Raw genomic sequence first — 16,593 nt, 5'->3', positions numbered from 1 at the left:
AATTGACGAATTTGTAGTGCTCAATGAAGATTAACATGGTAGGCACTTGTGGAGATTCTTTTCACTCCTTTCGTAGCCTACTTACTGTTGATGAGCGGCAAATCCTAAATCTCTTATCAGAGAATTCAAGTACTTGAAGTCTGTTCCTGCCTATCCGGCGATCAAGAGTTTACATATTTGAATTGATTTGAAAAGAATTCGGCAACGCTACTCTTCATTCAGGAATAGAGAGAAGCAAGGAACTAGAAGGGTTCAAGAGGCGCACCCCCATATGAATCGATTAATTGATAAATATCGCGAGAAGAATACTAGAGGCTTCACTCTAGTAGAGCTATTGGTCGTGATTGCGATTATTGGTGTCCTGGTAGCGCTGCTATTGCCTGCGATTCAGGCTGCACGTGAGGCCGCACGACGGAATACCTGCCAAAACAATTTGAAGAATCTGGGGCTGGCCTGCTTGAACCACGAAAGCAGTTTTAGCCGTTTGCCATCGGGGTTTACTTCGGTCGACGTAGGCCCAAGTGGGGGCCCTGGTACAGATGTAGACAGCTTTCACACATGGGCCTCCTATATCCTGCCTTTTCTCGAACAGGCAAGCATGTTCGGGCAAATCGATTTCACAATCTCTGCTTATCGCCCCTGGGAACTTGCCGGAGGCTCATGCCCGAACGCTGCCCCCTGGAGCTACACCCAACTCGATGTCTTTCAATGCCCCTCGGATCAGCCGCGCGGCATTCACACGGGAGCAGCAGAGTGCTTTGCCCATGGCAACTACTTGGCAAATCAAGGTTGGTGGCAATGGTGGCAGCGGGCATCAGAGAATTATTACAATTCTCGCCGAGATTTTGATATGCAGCTAAGTGGTGGCATCGATAAGCGAGGGCCTTTTGGCAAGGTTTGGGGGCAAAAGAATAAAGGCACGAAACTCAGTGAGATCACTGACGGTCTGAGCAATACTGCTATGCTTGGCGAGTGTCGCCAATATCCGGGAGAGGACTCTCGAGGGGTCCTGTTCTTAGGCAGTTGTGTCTATTCCCACGAGAATTCGCCAAATGCACGTTCGCAAGACCTGCTGGAGTGGTGTGCTGATGAGTCTGGAGGCGATGACAAACAAGGAATCCTCAATCCATCAGCACCTTGCTCGGAACTTCGACGAGGCTCAAGAGGTCCGTGGACACAGCCTGCCCGGAGTACACATCCCGGTGGTGTACACGTTGCATATTGCGACGGACATGTTGAATTTATGAATGACGACATTTCGATCGATATCTGGAGAGCGATTTCAACCATGGCAAACGGAGAGATCCTGAGCAACCAGAAATGAGTCCAAGATTTTTCCATGAGGCTTTCTGGCTCAAGTACAATAGACGAATGTATTTATTTAGACGCTTATCGATTTTCTTGATTGCAATTTGCTCTGTAAACATAGGTTGCAGCAATCAAGTGGAGCGAGTTGCCCTCTCGGGGAACGTAAGCTTTGACAAAGAACCGGTCAACAACGGACAGGTTTCTTTTGAACCGGTTCAGGGAGAAAGCGGAAAAATGGAATTCGGAATTATCGTCGATGGCAAGTATTCCATCCCAAAAGAGTTCGGATTGGTCCCAGGTAAGTATCTGGTTCGAATTACGGGCGATCGAGCGACCGGCAAAAAAGCTGAACAAAATGCATTCTTGAAGGAAAGCGAAGGTGTTTCTTTGGAAATCTATGAGCAGTATATACCACCGCAATACAACACGGGTTCGAATTTAATAGTTCTAATAGAACCCGCTGAACACCTTGAAAAGGACTTTGAACTTACATCCGAGTAATTAAGATGACTGGCCACAAATTGCAACATTGCAATGACAAGGAACGTTTTCAATATGACCAAAATTCAATTGAGGGATTAACTATGAATCGACCACGAACAACACTGACTATTGCAGTATCTCTGTTTTGCTTTGTTATAGCGACGAGTCCAGGGTACGGCGTGAATTTGCAATTTGTAGGTTCTCAAGCCAATTTGGACAATGGATTCTTTCCCGGTGGAGGCCTTCCCTATGTGACAGTCCCTTGGAGAACATCCACCTCCGCTAACATTTATGCGACCGGAAGTGGTGCTTATCCAGAAAACTTCTATGGGAAGGAAGGTTATGCATTATTTGCTACAACTTTCTCCTATCCAAACGCGAATACAATAGGTGGCACTTCATTTGCACCTGTCGATATCGATGACCCTTACTTTATGACTTATTATCCCAACCTAATTGACCTACCAAGCTGGGTGTCTGATTCCCAAATCTTGTCCTCAAAACTGGTAGGAGGGTATGCGTACTCTCTTATCGATGATCCAACTCTGATGTTTGATGGTACCAGGCAATGGTCGTTTGACGGAACTAACTATCCTCAAGCTGCTGCCGGAAACAACACCGGCCAAAACCCCTGGGTTAAAATGGGATTTCTGGATGGGGCAGATATCCTCGGCAATATTCCTGAAAACGCACCAACGGGAAGATGGGGATTCACCGTGGGACCAAATACTCCCTCGGCGTTCCGCATCGGCGTTATGACAGGCGGCATGGACGCAGAGCGGTTTGCCCCAACTGAGGTCTTTCTTCAGCAATATGACAATAGTGGGGCTACGCCCGTTCCTGTCGGTTCGCCGGTGCAGACAGGAACTCTTTCTGGTGAACTGAAAGACCGTTTTGTCGACATGCATTTCTTCGACATTATCAATGCTCAAGAGGGAGACTCTTTTGTCTTTGCGGCGACAGCGGGCCCCAATACGGGAGGCGGTACGGGTGCCGGAATTGCCGGTTTTTCGTTCGATGTATTGCCTGACCCAGGAACTATGAATGCCGATTTCAACGGTGATGGATTTGTCGACGGATCAGACTTCTTGATCTGGCAACGTGGTTATGGAAATGGATCGACTCTAGCCCAGGGCGATGCCAACGACGATGGCAGTGTCAACAGTACGGATCTGACCATTTGGCAGGATCAGTATGGAACTGCTCCACTCGTGTCTGCGGTGGCGGTTCCAGAACCAGCAGCGATGGTATTGCTCATGGCTGCAGCCGTTTGCGGTTTGATGACACGACGATAAACGTGGGACCTTAGAAGCAAATCAGGAGCATGTGAAAAATCACAATTATTGGTAGGCGAAACAGCGGTAAAACTAGTTGAAGGAAGTGTGATTTTGATAACAATGGTGAATAGAGGAGTCACAGCAAGTTTCCTTCGTGGACTTCCCTTAGCTGCTTTTCGTAAAACTTTTTTCGATTGTTTGTATTGAGAATTGGCACCTTTGGTATTTCGTCCCCGGCTCTACTCTTCGGGAGTAGTTCATTGACTGAGGACAACCTTTTTTTTGGAGAAACGCTCATGAATAAGAAAACTATGATGCTAACCATGTGCATGGTAGCCGTCGCCAATGTGGCTTCCGCTGTGGTGAATGTTCCCAGTGGTGTAACTGGACTATGGCGATTCGAGTCGCTAGATAACAACACGGGCAGGGCGACGATGGGCGCGACCATCGGAACAGACTTGTCTAACAGTAATGTGAATAACGGCGGCTATCTTCCCGACGTTTCAATACAGATTGGTACGGAGAGTACTCCATTTCTTTACCAGGACGGTGGCACAGCTCAAACTCGTAGTCACGACTGGTTTACCGCTACTCACGGGATAAGCCCCAATGGTGGTGGTTCATATGTTAATGAATACACTTTGCTATGGGACTTTAGGCAGACAAGTGGCCTCACCTCCTGGAATAGTTTTCTCCAGACAGGAACTCCAGTAGTAGATACTGGCGCTAGCGATGGTGACCTGTTTACCAACCCTACTGGTCAGATTGGCATCGGTGCAGTCGGATATTCGGCTGAGTCCTACGACGTCTCTAATTGGAATCGAGTTGTTCTATCTGTTGACAATGGCAATTTCTTTCGAGTCTACGTTAATGGTGAATTATTCCTGGACGGAGCCGGGCAACCAGTTGACGGCCGATTCTCACTAGATCCCCAGGTACACATCATGATAGATAATAACTGGGAAGATCAATGGGGGAATCTTGGTACCTTCATGACTTGGGACCATGCTTTGACAACGTCGCAAGTTGCCGGCATGGGTGGTTGGGAGGAAGATCAGTCGACTGCGACTGGTAATCCGTTCCCTACTCCACTGATTATGGCTGATCCGATTCCCGAGCCATCGTCGATGATCCTATTCGGCCTGGGGCTGACCAGTTTGTTCGCAGTGCGTCGAAGAAGCTAGTCGACTGATTTAGTGAAGTAATGAAAGCCTACGTACGGTGGTTTTCCGCGAGGGAAGCCACCGTTTTTTCTTATCCTGCTTCATAAAAAGAGCTCGTCGCCGAGGGCCCTATCCTGTGAGGATTCCGATGAATATTGCTACTCTACGACCTACTGCTGCTCGCCTCGGTGTTTCGTTCTCCCTCCTGGCGATCTTGCTATGCACTTTAAATTCGGCCAGCGCGATTGATTCGATTTGGAACTTCGAGGGAGACCTCAGCGCCAACGTCGGTAGTAGCACGCTTAGCTATCGGGGCGATACAGCGTCATTTTCTAGTTATGGAACTACCGCTGCTCTCGGTTTGCCCGCTATCTACGATAGTTCGGGTAGCGAACAGGTGATGGCGTTTCCGGCTACGACACCCGGTCAAGGTTACACCGTTACCCACGGGGGTTCTCCCCTCGTGGAAGAATACACCATGATTTGGGACATTTTGTATCCCGAGTCGAGTGATATCCAGTGGCGGCCCCTTTTGCAAACGAGTGTCTCCAATGGAAACGACGGCGACTTGTTTGTGCGTAATGTCCCATGGGGCGGAATAGGTATTAGTGGACAATATCATGGTGCGATTCGTCCGGACGAGTGGAATCGAGTTGCCATTACTCGAGATTCGTCCGGTACTTGGCACAAGTATATTAATGGTGGCTATGTGGGCGAACAAGATGCCAGCAGCAGCCGATTTGCCTTAGATCCAACCTTTCACCTCTTCGCAGATGAAAACAATGAGACGGCCCCAGGCTATGTAAGCAGCTATCGCTATCTGGATCGAGCGATGAGCTCCAGTGAACTCCTACAGCTTGGCGGTGCCAATGCCCAAGGGACAGGAGTGTCCGGGCAAGTGTTCATGGACAATCCTGCAGATGTATCGCCCGGCTCCTATACGATCGCCATCTTGGGCGATACCCAGAACTATAGTCAGTTCCGCCCCGATATTTATGCCCAACAAACCCAATGGCTGGCAGACAACGCCAACAGCCGGAACATCCAGATGGTGCTCCATGTGGGCGATGTGGTGAATTTTGATGACACCACGCAGTGGAACAATGCTACTGCCGCGATGAGCACTCTCGACAATGCTCAGGTTCCCTATGCCATTGCACCGGGAAATCATGATTACGCCAACAATCGCAATGTTTCGCAATTCAACCAGGCCAATCGATTCGGTGTCGGATCACCTTACGCCAATCAATCCACCCTCGGAGGCAACTACCCGGCAGAGCCGAATAGCATGCTCAACACGTTTCATACCTTCGAAGCCAACGGCGAAGAAACGATTGTCATGGCCTTGGAATTTGGACCGCGGGACGAGGTTTTAGATTGGGCCAATGCGGTGCTAGATTCCCATCCCGACCATCGGGCAATTCTCCTCACGCATGCCTATATGTTTGACGGGGGCCGCTGGTTTGACGCTTCGCCCGTGGACCCCAATGATCCTCAGAGCCTAACGCACGATCAGGTTCGCGACGGCGAGGTCAACCATGTTGAATCAATCTACAATCCCCACTCCTACGGCTGGGCGACGGGGGCCAACGATGGCAAGGAACTCTGGGACAAGCTAGTCAAAGGGCGTGAAAACATGCCTTTGGTGATCACGGGGCATCAGTTCGATGAATTCGATGGATTTCCCTATCAACTGGAACAAGCCGACAATGGCAACAACGTTTACCAAATGTTGGTAGACCAACAAAACCGTACAGCAGGGGGTGAGGGCTGGATTCGTTTCTTGGAGTTTTCACCGAACGGGCAAACGGTTACTGTCAAATCTTACTCGCCTTATCTCGACCAATGGAGTTATGCCACGGACGAGTACTTTACGATTCAATTGTCTCTAGTTTCTCAACCAATCGATGGCGACTTCGACAGTGACGGTGATGTCGATGGGAACGATTTTCTCCTCTGGCAGAGAGGGGATTCACCCAATGAATTGAGTCCCGAGGATTTGCTTGCTTGGCAGACAAACTTCGGCTTCCCGGAATCCACACTCGCTTCAAATATTATGGTGCCCGAATCTTCGGCGCTCACATTGCTACTAGGTTTTGCAAGTATCTTGTGCGTCTGCCCTCGGCGAGTGGGATAAAGTGTTACCTAATACGGTTTGGTACCAACAGTCCTAAGACGATCAGAAGTAGTGCCGTAGGTTCCGGAACCACTGACAACGGGGCATTCATGCCGTCCGTACCATACTGATCCTGCCAAATCGCCAGGTCATCGCCATCCACGAAGCCGCTATTGTCTGCATCCCCGTTGGCCAACCCGGCTGCGGAATTCACGCCACGTTGCCAAATGAGAAAATCAGCGCCGTCCACCGACCCATCCTCATTGAAATCGGCCGAAGCAATCGTCGCAGGTGCGAGTGGATCGTCAAAACTGATGAAGGCCCAGGAGAAACTGGTGTCTTCCATGCTGAGACTGGGTAGATCGAAGGCGTTGATCATGAAGCTTCCCGAAAGGGTCGGTTCATAGGTCAGGAAGTTATCATTCGGGGCAGTGATTGAACCGTTAAAAAAATCATCGCTTACGGTAAGGATTAACATACCCGTTTCGGGCGACTCGTTTGGAATCGTCAATTCATACTCGCCTGCTGATAGTCGAGTCATCGTGAAAGTTCCAACCGATGAGATGTGAGAATCGTTGGCACCTTCATAGAGCCCACCAACAAGGCCCTCGGTATCGTACGGGAGATAGAGAAAACTGAAGTCCTGATCAATCCCCGTGCCGGAAAAATTACTGACATTGCTTTGGACGCGCAGATCCCAGCCGCTTCCGTCGCTATGTGGCGCAGTTTGAACCACGACATTGCTATTGTTGTTGCCGATGGCAAACAAGAGTCCATCGGTTTGGGAATGTACCCCCATATCCAATGTGTATCTTCCGGCAGCCTGTTTGGAGAGCATCGACTGATCAACTCCCTGGAAGGCATCCGTCGCCAAAGAACCATTCGCATTCACATGGGCTCCTTGCCAACCGGCTCGAAAATCAAACCAAGCCACGGAGTTATTAAAATTCACTTCCGTTAGCCCCGCCGCCCCAGCTTGAGTGAGAGACAAGGCCATAAGGCCGTCTTCGAAGCTATTGCGCCCCGCTTCTACTGTGGCCCGCAACCCATCTCGAAGATTCTGAGTGATGCTGGCGAGCAAAATGCCCCGCTTGTACTCCATGCCCTGGCCACCAACAGAGAGTTGATAGTCGCCCCGATTCAGTTGAAATGTTCCGATCCCTGGGAGCGAACTCTGCGGGACGGTGACCGGTCCAACGGCATTGCTTCCATTGGTGGTGGAGCCTCCGACAAGTAGATTGGCGGCAACTGAGCGCTCATTGATGGGAGGCGCAAGTGGTTCACGCAACTCGTTCAGATTGAGTATGAATTCTTGGTCATATTTGGTGTCATAGCGATCCAATACTGGGGAGTAGGTCCTCACGATAACTGTCTCGCCATCGGGCAAGAACTCCAAGAGCCGCATGTCGCCGTTGCCACCCTGGGTTTTGAACTGGTAGTTGGACAGCATCTGGTGCACGATGTTCCCTTGGTCGCCAGCGCTGCTGAGAAAACCGGTGCCATCGCCAAGAACATGCCCACTAAAGGTGAAACGGAAGTTTTCATGCTGTGATACGAGGCCGTCCCAAATTTCTTGGCCATCGTTGACCGTTTCACCGGGATTGTTTTCCAATGGGTAGCTGTGAGGATTCCACTGCTGGGTCGTACCCTTGGTTGCCCAGTCGTAGCGAGTTTCGTCGTAGTACATGTAGGCGTGAGTCACAAGCATGGCTTGATGGTCAGGATGATCCGTAACAACCTGATTTGCCCAAGTCAGCACACTATCTCGAGGCGCCCATTCCATGGCCAACACCAACCAGTCTTGCCCACCCGCGCTAAAAGTGTGGTAGGAATTATCCGTCTTGCCGGCTTCGAAGAAACCCCCGACTGAAGCTTGATTGGCATAAGGGGAGCCCGCACCAAAGTAGCCAGGATCGTTGAACAAGGTATTTCGGTTCGCCGAGAAACCACTCGGACCGTAGTCATGGTTCCCGGGGGCAATCGCATAGGGCACTACACCATTGAGGATATTCATCGACGTGAGACCCCGATCCCACTGGGTCGTATTGTTGTGCTCGGTCACATCGCCTTCGTGGAGTACGTATTGGATATTGTGTGACACTGCATGATCAGCGATCCACTGGGTCTGAGTCGTGAAGTGAGAGAGTCCAAATTCCGTGTAATCTTGCGTGTCAGGCAACACGGCCAGCGTCCATGAACCTGGTTGAATCGGCAACGCCTCGGCGACCGCGATTTGAGCGTCGCCAAACAAATGCCAAAGACTCAGAGTGACAATGAAGAGCAGTTGGTATATGGATAGTTTTTGCGATATCTCGTTCATCATACGCACTTATTCAGATCGATTTCGTGATTGGAAAAGTCGTTCAAGTACTTGCAGCACTTGTCATGAGACACGTTTCTCCGTGTTGGTTGCACGAGTATTTGCCTCATGAACAGCAACCAAATCTTATTGGTGCTTCACGAATTCTTAACAATTGATCGCGCTCATCGGATCAATTAGTCGATTGGCGAATTCTGGGAGGATACAAGGACAATCTGCAAGAATAGCTTGAATCAATAGTTCCATTTTCGATTGCAGAGAACGAGCGTCCATGTGATTCGGGGGTTCAATTGTTGTGAAATTTCACAAGGGCGGTTCCTGGACCTTGGAGGAGCGGCAAGGCTGGAGAGCTGTGGAGTGGTGTTGCGAAGTCTCAGCTCGTCTGCTCTGCGAGAAGTCATAGTTGGCCTTCCAAAAAGTCCGCCAAAAATCCAAGTAACATCAGTCCATTTCCCTCGCTTGATAGGGCAGTGGTGGGCGTTTCCTGGTTGGTACGCCTTCGAAAGTTTTTGGAACCCTATTTGAGGAGAATGAAAGATGTGTACTTTAGTTTTTCGATTGGTTGGTATTGTTTCGCTCGTATTGATTGCCATGGCCACATTCACTTTGTCGGTGCATGCAGAGACTCGTCTTGAATTGGCTGCTCAGCACGCCATCAATGGCCCAGAAGTCAAGAAAATCAAGGTGATGAATCACGAGTTCAATATCAAGAAGGCCCGCGTGGTACGTACTGACAACAGCACGACCATTACTGGCCAAATCTCGCATCACCTAAGCTTTCGTGATGACGATCAGGTCTACTACACGATCAGCAAGTCCAATGGGCGGGTAACGTCTATTGAAATCAAGATTGATCGGGGTGGTTTGGCACCCTATGCGAGTCAGGTAGCGGGCAAATTACTCGGTGTGAAGATTCTTGAGGAGAAGATTGAATCGACAATTCGGGAACTTGGCCGCAGTTATGATGGCAATTGGGAAAGTGCGGCCGACGCAATCGTTGCGACGATCGCCTTGAAGTACCCCGACCGCAGCACCGGTCAATCGGTGACCCCAGCCCAAAGACGCCCCTGGGGAGTTCAAACGGCAGTAAATGGGGGCGCGAATGTACGCGACCAACGGGCGACGCGAAAAGCACCAATCGTCCGCGACCAACGCTCTCGCTAGCTCCGGCTCCCAGACGTGATAACATTCTTACCGGCCAACGGATTTCCGTTGGCCGGTCACTTTATTTTGGGCCTCTTTCCAATTCGAGTTTGGATAGGCAATGGGAACGCGCCGTAGGGAAGCACGGGAGTTGAGTAAGGCAATTCAAAGAGACTGATTGCCAGCTTCCGAAAGCTTTTTGAAAAACGAATTGACGTAACATATTTAAATGTAACAACTTAAAGAAAGTCGGGGCGACATGATTCGAACATGCGGCCTCCTGCTCCCAAAGCAGGCGCTCTAGCCAGGCTGAGCTACGCCCCGAGTTCTCGACAGCCGTTGGATGGCGAGAATCACAGATCATACCGATTCGCACGCTAACCGGCAATTGGTAGTGTTCATACGAACACTATCCTGCCTCGCGTAAGGATCCGTCCGAACCGTCCAGCAGTTGCCGTAAGCGGTCGAATTCTTCGTGGCTGTTGAAATGGATCGTGATTTTGCCCTTCCCTCGCGCCGACTGTTTGAGATCCACTTTGGTTCCTAGCGCAAGCCGCAATTGCTCTTCGAGCTGGGAAAGATGGTCCGACGCTGAGTGGACAGCCGCCGTTCTAGCGGGCTTTTCCCCGGAAAATACTGAAAATGGCGCCTCGTCTGCCTGCTCGATATGCTCCTGGACAAGCCTTTCGGTCGCCCGCACAGAGAGGGTTTCCTGGCTGATTCGCTGGGCAAAGGTGATCTGCTCTGCTTCGTCTCCCAGCGGCAACAGCGCCCGACCATGTCCCTGGCTGATGTCGCCGGCCAGGATCAAGGACTTCACTTCCTCGGGAAGCTCCAAGAGCCGAATGAGGTTGGCAACTGTCGAACGGTCTATGTTTACTCGGCTGGCCAGCTCTTCTTGAGTGCAGCCGTATTCTTGCAAATAGCGATGGAAGGACGAGGCCTTTTCCAAGGCGTTGAGATCCTTGCGTTGGATGTTTTCGACAATCGCCAGCTCAGCCAATTCACGATCTTCCACCTCGCGGACCAGGACAGGCACCTGCTCCCAGTTGGCCAGTTTCGCTGCCCGGTGGCGACGCTCGCCGGCAACGATTTGGTAGCGCCCTTCAAATGGACGGACGACAATCGGCTGCAAGAAGCCATGGGTGCGGATGCTGTCACACAGGTCGGCGATCTCGGCCTCGTCGAATTGCTGACGTGGCTGATAAGGGTTGGCATCGATCAAACCGAGATCGATCCATTGCTGACCATCCCCGCCACCTGAGAGTCGGGGTTCACTGGCAGGACTCTCTCCAGCGGCGGCCTCCGGGTTGGGAGCGGCATTTTCTCCATTGATTCCTAGCAAGGCTTCCAGGCCACGACCTAATCGGCGATCTTTATTCACGGTCCATTACCTCCAGGCAAAGTTCAACAAAAGCGCGTGCCCCCCGCGAACGGGGTGCGTATTCTACAACCGAACATCCGTGACTCGGGGCCTCCGAGACTGCGACGTCGCGCGGTATGACAGTTTGAAATACAATCTCTCCGAAGAATTCTCTCACTTCGCGGTCCACCTCGGTGGTCAATTCCAAGCTGGCGTCGTACATCGTGAGCAGAATCCCGCCAAATGATAATCGGCTATTTGGCCGCTGCATCACTTGTCGGATTACGTCGATCATTTGGGTCAGGCCTTCCATCGCGAAAAATTCACATTGGATCGGCATCAACACTTCGCTAGCACTCGCGAGGGCCGTCCGCGTGAGCTGTCCCAGTGAAGGGGGGCAATCGATCAGCACGGTGTCGAACGACCCCAGGCTACCAGCCAGATGGGTTGCTAGCATGCTCGACTGACTGTCGGTCGAGTGGGCAAGCGCATCGACATCTTGAAAGCTCCGCGCCCCCGGCAATAGAGAAAGGTTCGCCTGAGCCGTGGTGACAAACGACTCCCGAAGAGGTTTGCTATCGATCAAGGCATGGCGTGCGGTCGCTTTATGCCCCAATCCGCTGGTAGCATTGCATTGCGGATCTAAATCCACGAGCAAAGTCCTCTGCCCAGCAATTGCCAAGAGCGTAGCCAGATTGAGGGCTGTGGTGGTCTTGCCCACGCCTCCTTTTTGATTGGCAATGCAAATGACTCGGCCCATAATGGAAAGCAGTTTTCTGAGTGCGGAATTCGGAATGGGGGGACGGCAACCTAATAGATTGGGTTATCGACCAGAGCAGGGCAGGGGAGTGGTTTCACGTGAAACAATCGCCCCGGTCAGCCCGTTTCACGTGAAACACCCAGATTACCAAGCCTGTTTGAGAGTGAGACTCGCTGCTACCGTTTCACGTGAAACAGCGAGAAAACGAAATGGAAAATGTGAAAGGCGAAAGGCTCGAAGGCTGCTCCAATTCCGCATTCCGCATTCCGCAATCCGAATTCCGATTTCGAATTCATTCTAGCGGATTGAAGAGCAGCCCACTGAGCAGCTTCGGATAGAAATAGGTGCTCTTGGCCGGCATCCGCTCACCGGCGTTGGAGATCGCGCGGATGTGATCAACCGTGGCGGGCATCACCATGGCGGCAAGCTCAAAGCGGCCTCCAGTCCCTTGCTGACCGGTGTGGTCGCGCCCTGCGGAATCGCCATGTTGTAGCCCCTCGACGACCTCTTCGATGGCACGGACGTATTTGGGAGCAGGCAAGTTTGGCTTGTCGAGAAGATGTTCCATAACCAGGCGGTGCAACAGGCTCACTCCAAGGCCTTGCCAGTCGGTACAATGATCGTCAGAGATTTCGGCCATTTTCTGTTGGCCCTCAGGCGTGAGGCGTGCGATGGTCCAGGTATTGTCCTCGGCAGTATAGAAAGCCATGGTTCCCTGCTCGCCGTCAAGTTCGATATCTTCCCACAGGGTGGGAGCAAGCTCGGGTCCTGTGCCGTATTCTTCGCAGGCAAAGCAATCTCCTAGTCGCTCGCGTAGTTCACCCGACGACATCGCCGGCAGACCACGGAAGAGGCGATGCGTGGGGAGCACAATCATCCCCGGGTCGCTCATCGATACGCACATCATCAGCACAAAGTTCGCCGGGTGCTCGGGGTCTAGTTGCTCTCCCTTGGCCTCCATTTCGGAAGCCAATTCATCGCGGTAGTTGCAAGCCGTCTCATAGCGATGGTGTCCATCGGCGATGTATATGGGAAGCCCACCCATCGCGGCTGTCACTTCGGTGATCGTTGCGATGTCGGTCACGGGCCAGATGCGATGCAGCACGCCGAGATGGTCCGTTGCTTCTAGAGGGGCAACTCCTAGGGTCGCTTTCTCCAGAAGCTCCTGAGCAATGTTCTGGGGGTCAGGGTAGAGCCCAAAGATCTGGCTGCAATTCGCCTTGCAGGCCTTCCACAATTTCAGCCGATCAGCCTTGGCCCCTCCGTGGGTCTCTTCGTGCGGAAAGATATTCCCCTCGCCAAACCGCTCCAGGCGCGTCCGACACATAAACCCTCGGCGGGTGAACTCCTGCCCCGCTTCGGTGAAGACCTGATGGTAGACGTAGATCGCCGGCTCCCCTTCAGCAAACAAGATCCCTTCGCGGAGCCAAGTGCGCATCGTACGCCCAGCTCGGGTATAGCGGTTGTTGTCGTCATCATCACCCTCCTGATCCTGACCAAGAATGATCCGCACACAGTTGGCTGGGTGCTTGTCGCAAAGCTCCTGCTGCAACTGGGAATCGATCACATCATAGGGCGGGGCAATCACGTTGCTGAGTGAACCTACTTGAGCGAGGTCGTAACGGATACCGTGGAAAGCGGAGATGTCGGGCATGGGGTGGCAGGGGGCTAGGGGCTGGGGGGAAGGAAAAACTAGCAGCCTAGTTTAAGCGAATCGGGTTCGGGTCGAAATCCCTCCCCGTATTGGACAATTGCGGCTATAATAGTAGTGTCAGCCCACTTGCCTGGCAGATAGAGTATGCATCCTAATAAACATATCCGCGAGGCTTTGAAGTACGCTGAGAACCAAGGCTGGACATTTGCAAAGTCGCGTGGCCATGCATATGGTCGAATCCGATGCCAGTTCGGCCATCGCATATGTCAAATGCAGGTCTGGTCAACACCTCGCAATCCTGAGGCTCATACGAAACGCATCCTCCGAAAAGTGAATGCTTGCCCTGGAGAATTATTCGATGACACCTGAATTCTACTTGGTCTTAAAGGAACGCGAACTAGAGGACTCACTGGCAAACAGAGTCTTCGAGGCAGGCTTCGATGACTCTGAGCTAACCATACGAAGCAACCGAGCAGCCGTGTGGATATGTGATCGAGAGGGAGAACTAACCGAACTCGTGCGGGAGGCTTTGGCCCAAGCAAAGCAGGGCGGTCTGAATGTTTTGCATGTCGAAATCGAAAACGAAGCTTTTGCAGCGAGTTGAGAATGAGTAACGCCCGGGGATTGCAATCCCCGGGCGTTGAAATGTCTTAAGATTTCTCAACAGCCTAGTACCGATAGTACTCCGGCTTATATGGCCCCTCGATGGGCACACCAATGTAGTCTGACTGCTTCTGAGTCAGCTTGGTGAGCTTCACACCGAGTTTCTCGAGGTGGAGACGGGCAACTTCTTCGTCGAGCTTCTTCGGCAGGACATGAACCCCCAGTGGGTACTTGTCGGTATCCTGCCAGAGTGCCAACTGGGCCAGGACCTGGTTGGTGAAGGAATTGCTCATTACAAACGAGGGATGACCTGTCGCACAGCCTAGGTTTACCAGCCGGCCTTCGGCCAAGATTAGGATCGAACTCCCGGAGTCATTGAAAGTGTACTTGTCGACGGCACCCACCTCGGCAGGCTTGATGCGGTCCCTAGTGGCCCGGCCTGCCTTCACTTCGCCGTTGAGCCATGCCATGTCGATCTCCAGATCGAAGTGGCCGATGTTGCAGACGATCGCGTCGTTCTTCATGCGGCTCAAGTGCTCGCTGGTGAGGATGTCGCGGCAGCCCGTAGTGGTGACGAAGATGTCCCCCTGAGGTACAGCCTCTTCCATGGTCGTGATCTCATAGCCTTCCATCGCAGCTTGCAAGGCGAGGATCGGATCGATTTCGGTAAGAATCACGCGGGCACCCAAGGCACTCATCGAGTGGGCACACCCCTTGCCGACGTCGCCATAGCCGGCGATCACAACGACCTTGCCCGCGATCATCACGTCGGTCGCACGTTTGATGCCGTCGGCGAGTGATTCACGGCAGCCATAGAGATTGTCAAACTTGCTCTTGGTGACCGAGTCGTTCACGTTGATGGCTGGAACCTTCAGCTCACCCCGCTCGTGCATTTGATAGAGCCGATGGACGCCGGTGGTCGTTTCCTCTGAGAGGCCCCGGAGATCGCCCATGAGTTCGGGATACTTGTTGTGGACCATGGCGGTGAGATCGCCGCCGTCGTCGAGAATCAGATTCAAGGGCTTTCCCGAGGGGAAGAAAAGTGATTGCTCGATGCACCAATCGAACTCTTCTTCGCTCATTCCTTTCCAGGCGTAGACAGGGATACCAGCCTGGGCCATCGCACAAGCGGCGTGATCCTGTGTCGAGAAAATGTTGCAACTGCTCCAAGTCACTTCCGCACCAAGCTCGATGAGAGTTTCAATCAGCACAGCCGTCTGAATGGTCATGTGAAGGCAACCGGCGATGCGCGCTCCCTTGAGCGGTTTGGAAGCACCATGCTTCTCACGCAGGGCCATCAAGCCCGGCATCTCGTTCTCGGCCAATTCGATTTCTTTACGACCCCAAGCAGCGAGTCGATCAAACTCTGCGGGTGAACATTCTAATACTTTGTAGGGAAGCTTGGTTTCTACTTGCGCCACGATGGGGGACTCCTGAGGAATAATGAATTGAAGGGGCGTGGGTTCGATCTTCGATAGGTAAGGAACCGGCCGATTTTGCAGACTTTAACGGAAATAATGAGTGTACCTAATAGAGGGGTCAACTGGCAAGGCGGAGGGCAGAATGACCTAGAAAACTAATGGCTTTCCGGAAGCGATCTGCTTCGCTGGGCCTCCGCACCGCAGCTAACGTTTGAGTTGCTCAAGCGCGTATTGGGCCTCGGCAACGAAGCGTTTGACCAATTCAGGGTCTTTGACCCCGGGGGAGGACTCGACTCCGCTAGCAACATCCACGCCTTCGGGACAGGAATCGCGAATTGCTTCTCCAACGTTCTCAGGAGTAAGACCTCCTGCCAAAAGGACCGGCATAGAGAATAAGAGATCTTGGCTCCTAATCCGGTCACGCTTGAAGTGGATAACGGAGCCCTTTTTTCCCGTACCACCATATTCTCCAGGAACCACCGAATCAACAAGAATCGCATCTGGCATTCGACCTGATACTTGGCAAGCAGCCAAGTCCGTAGTCACAGGAGTGAGTTCAGATGACTCCAAGCGATAGACACGCAGAATATGTTTCTCCGAAGAAACCTGACTCAAGAATTCGGGAGGCTCGTCGCCGTGGAGCTGTACCCAGTCGAGGCCGACGCTCTGAGCAATCTGGTTGACTTCGCTTACTGAGCTGTTTACGAAGACTCCAACTTTGGCAACCGACGCTGCTAGATCTGACACAATATCTTGCGCCTTCTCAGGAGTCACATATCGTTTGCTGCCACGATAGAAATTCAGACCAATAGCGTCGGCCCCGGCCTCGACTGCCGCGCGGGCATCTGCAGTGCTCGTGATTCCACATATTTTAATTCGTAACATAACCTGATCAGCGCGAAGGTGAGTCTCAGCAAGACATTGAGGATTATGCATTGTGCGTGAGAAAATAGTGAGGTCAAGCAGTCTTGTTTCGAGACGC

13 protein-coding genes and 1 tRNA gene are annotated in these 16,593 nt (G+C 52.1%); 7 read left to right on the top strand and 7 right to left on the bottom strand.

The annotated features are described in order from the left end of the window. The first annotated feature begins 271 nt into the window (after positions 1-271). The 5 genes from Pr1d_RS07320 to Pr1d_RS07300 all read left to right on the top strand — a co-directional run bounded on the left by Pr1d_RS07320 (position 272) and on the right by Pr1d_RS07300 (position 6,368). On the top strand, positions 272-1,324 hold the full coding sequence (locus tag Pr1d_RS07320; RefSeq protein ID WP_148072926.1) for a DUF1559 domain-containing protein: 1,053 nt from the start codon (positions 272-274) through the stop codon (positions 1,322-1,324). After that, positions 1,321-1,809: a hypothetical protein gene (locus Pr1d_RS07315; RefSeq protein ID WP_148072925.1), complete on the top strand. Its 489-nt coding sequence runs from the start codon at positions 1,321-1,323 to the stop codon at positions 1,807-1,809. Before Pr1d_RS07320 ends, Pr1d_RS07315 begins: the two co-directional genes overlap by 4 nt. An 83-nt stretch (positions 1,810-1,892) precedes the next feature. Then, complete coding sequence (locus tag Pr1d_RS07310; RefSeq protein WP_148072924.1) at positions 1,893-3,086, top strand: dockerin type I domain-containing protein; 1,194 nt, start codon at positions 1,893-1,895, stop codon at positions 3,084-3,086. Positions 3,087-3,364: 278 nt separating this feature from the next. Continuing rightward, on the top strand, positions 3,365-4,252 hold the full coding sequence (locus Pr1d_RS07305) for a PEP-CTERM sorting domain-containing protein (protein WP_148072923.1): 888 nt from the start codon (positions 3,365-3,367) through the stop codon (positions 4,250-4,252). A gap of 127 nt (positions 4,253-4,379) precedes the next feature. After that, the gene (locus Pr1d_RS07300) at positions 4,380-6,368 is read left to right on the top strand and encodes a metallophosphoesterase (protein WP_148072922.1); all 1,989 of its coding nucleotides are present in this window, start codon (positions 4,380-4,382) and stop codon (positions 6,366-6,368) included. Between the two features lie 4 nt (positions 6,369-6,372). Here Pr1d_RS07300 and Pr1d_RS07295 read toward each other — a convergent pair whose 3' ends face one another. Then, a complete protein-coding gene (locus Pr1d_RS07295) occupies positions 6,373-8,670 on the bottom strand; it encodes a metallophosphoesterase (protein WP_148072921.1) in 2,298 nt (765 codons plus the stop codon). 534 nt (positions 8,671-9,204) lie between these two features. Between Pr1d_RS07295 and Pr1d_RS07290 the strand changes: the two genes are divergently transcribed. Next, a complete protein-coding gene (locus Pr1d_RS07290) occupies positions 9,205-9,831 on the top strand; it encodes a hypothetical protein (RefSeq protein WP_148072920.1) in 627 nt (208 codons plus the stop codon). 228 nt (positions 9,832-10,059) lie between these two features. Here Pr1d_RS07290 and Pr1d_RS07285 read toward each other — a convergent pair. From Pr1d_RS07285 to Pr1d_RS07270, 4 genes are all read right to left on the bottom strand, one after another. Beyond that, a tRNA-Pro gene (locus tag Pr1d_RS07285) sits at positions 10,060-10,134 on the bottom strand. An 85-nt stretch (positions 10,135-10,219) separates the two neighbouring features. Continuing rightward, positions 10,220-11,194 carry a ParB/RepB/Spo0J family partition protein gene (locus Pr1d_RS07280; RefSeq protein WP_148072919.1) on the bottom strand — a complete coding sequence of 325 codons (975 nt, stop codon included), beginning with the start codon at positions 11,192-11,194 and terminating at the stop codon, positions 10,220-10,222. After that, complete coding sequence (locus tag Pr1d_RS07275) at positions 11,187-11,933, bottom strand: ParA family protein (RefSeq protein WP_148072918.1); 747 nt, start codon at positions 11,931-11,933, stop codon at positions 11,187-11,189. Before Pr1d_RS07275 ends, Pr1d_RS07280 begins: the two co-directional genes overlap by 8 nt. Positions 11,934-12,225: 292 nt before the next feature. Continuing rightward, entirely contained in the window at positions 12,226-13,587 is a 1,362-nt protein-coding gene (locus Pr1d_RS07270; protein ID WP_148072917.1) for a DUF1015 domain-containing protein, read from the bottom strand. 358 nt (positions 13,588-13,945) lie between these two features. Between Pr1d_RS07270 and Pr1d_RS07260 the strand changes: the two genes are divergently transcribed. Continuing rightward, positions 13,946-14,191, top strand: coding sequence for a hypothetical protein (locus tag Pr1d_RS07260; RefSeq protein ID WP_148072915.1), 246 nt, complete (start codon positions 13,946-13,948; stop codon positions 14,189-14,191). 64 nt (positions 14,192-14,255) lie between these two features. On the opposite strand, the gene ahcY is transcribed toward Pr1d_RS07260, so the two are convergent. Together ahcY and Pr1d_RS07250 are read right to left on the bottom strand one after the other, a co-directional pair. Further along, positions 14,256-15,611 carry an adenosylhomocysteinase gene (ahcY, locus tag Pr1d_RS07255; RefSeq protein WP_148072914.1) on the bottom strand — a complete coding sequence of 452 codons (1,356 nt, stop codon included), beginning with the start codon at positions 15,609-15,611 and terminating at the stop codon, positions 14,256-14,258. Positions 15,612-15,815: 204 nt separating this feature from the next. Then, a complete protein-coding gene (locus Pr1d_RS07250; protein ID WP_168205106.1) occupies positions 15,816-16,496 on the bottom strand; it encodes a phosphoribosylanthranilate isomerase in 681 nt (226 codons plus the stop codon). Between the last annotated feature and the right edge of the window lie 97 nt (positions 16,497-16,593).

Origin of the sequence: Bythopirellula goksoeyrii (genome assembly GCF_008065115.1) — a bacterium.
Taxonomy (GTDB): Bacteria; Planctomycetota; Planctomycetia; order Pirellulales; family Lacipirellulaceae; genus Bythopirellula; species Bythopirellula goksoeyrii.
This window is presented reverse-complemented; position numbering and strand designations above follow the sequence as displayed.

Coding starts and splice junctions, on each gene's coding strand:
- Pr1d_RS07260 (WP_148072915.1), top strand. CDS start 13,946: ATGACACCTGAATTCTACTTGGTCTTAAAGGAACGCGAACTAGAGGAC.
- Pr1d_RS07300 (WP_148072922.1), top strand. CDS start 4,380: ATGAATATTGCTACTCTACGACCTACTGCTGCTCGCCTCGGTGTTTCG.
- Pr1d_RS07295 (WP_148072921.1), bottom strand. CDS start 8,670: ATGATGAACGAGATATCGCAAAAACTATCCATATACCAACTGCTCTTC.
- Pr1d_RS07275 (WP_148072918.1), bottom strand. CDS start 11,933: ATGGGCCGAGTCATTTGCATTGCCAATCAAAAAGGAGGCGTGGGCAAG.
- Pr1d_RS07290 (WP_148072920.1), top strand. CDS start 9,205: ATGTGTACTTTAGTTTTTCGATTGGTTGGTATTGTTTCGCTCGTATTG.
- Pr1d_RS07305 (WP_148072923.1), top strand. CDS start 3,365: ATGAATAAGAAAACTATGATGCTAACCATGTGCATGGTAGCCGTCGCC.
- Pr1d_RS07315 (WP_148072925.1), top strand. CDS start 1,321: ATGAGTCCAAGATTTTTCCATGAGGCTTTCTGGCTCAAGTACAATAGA.
- Pr1d_RS07270 (WP_148072917.1), bottom strand. CDS start 13,587: ATGCCCGACATCTCCGCTTTCCACGGTATCCGTTACGACCTCGCTCAA.
- Pr1d_RS07310 (WP_148072924.1), top strand. CDS start 1,893: ATGAATCGACCACGAACAACACTGACTATTGCAGTATCTCTGTTTTGC.
- Pr1d_RS07320 (WP_148072926.1), top strand. CDS start 272: ATGAATCGATTAATTGATAAATATCGCGAGAAGAATACTAGAGGCTTC.
- Pr1d_RS07250 (WP_168205106.1), bottom strand. CDS start 16,496: ATGTTACGAATTAAAATATGTGGAATCACGAGCACTGCAGATGCCCGC.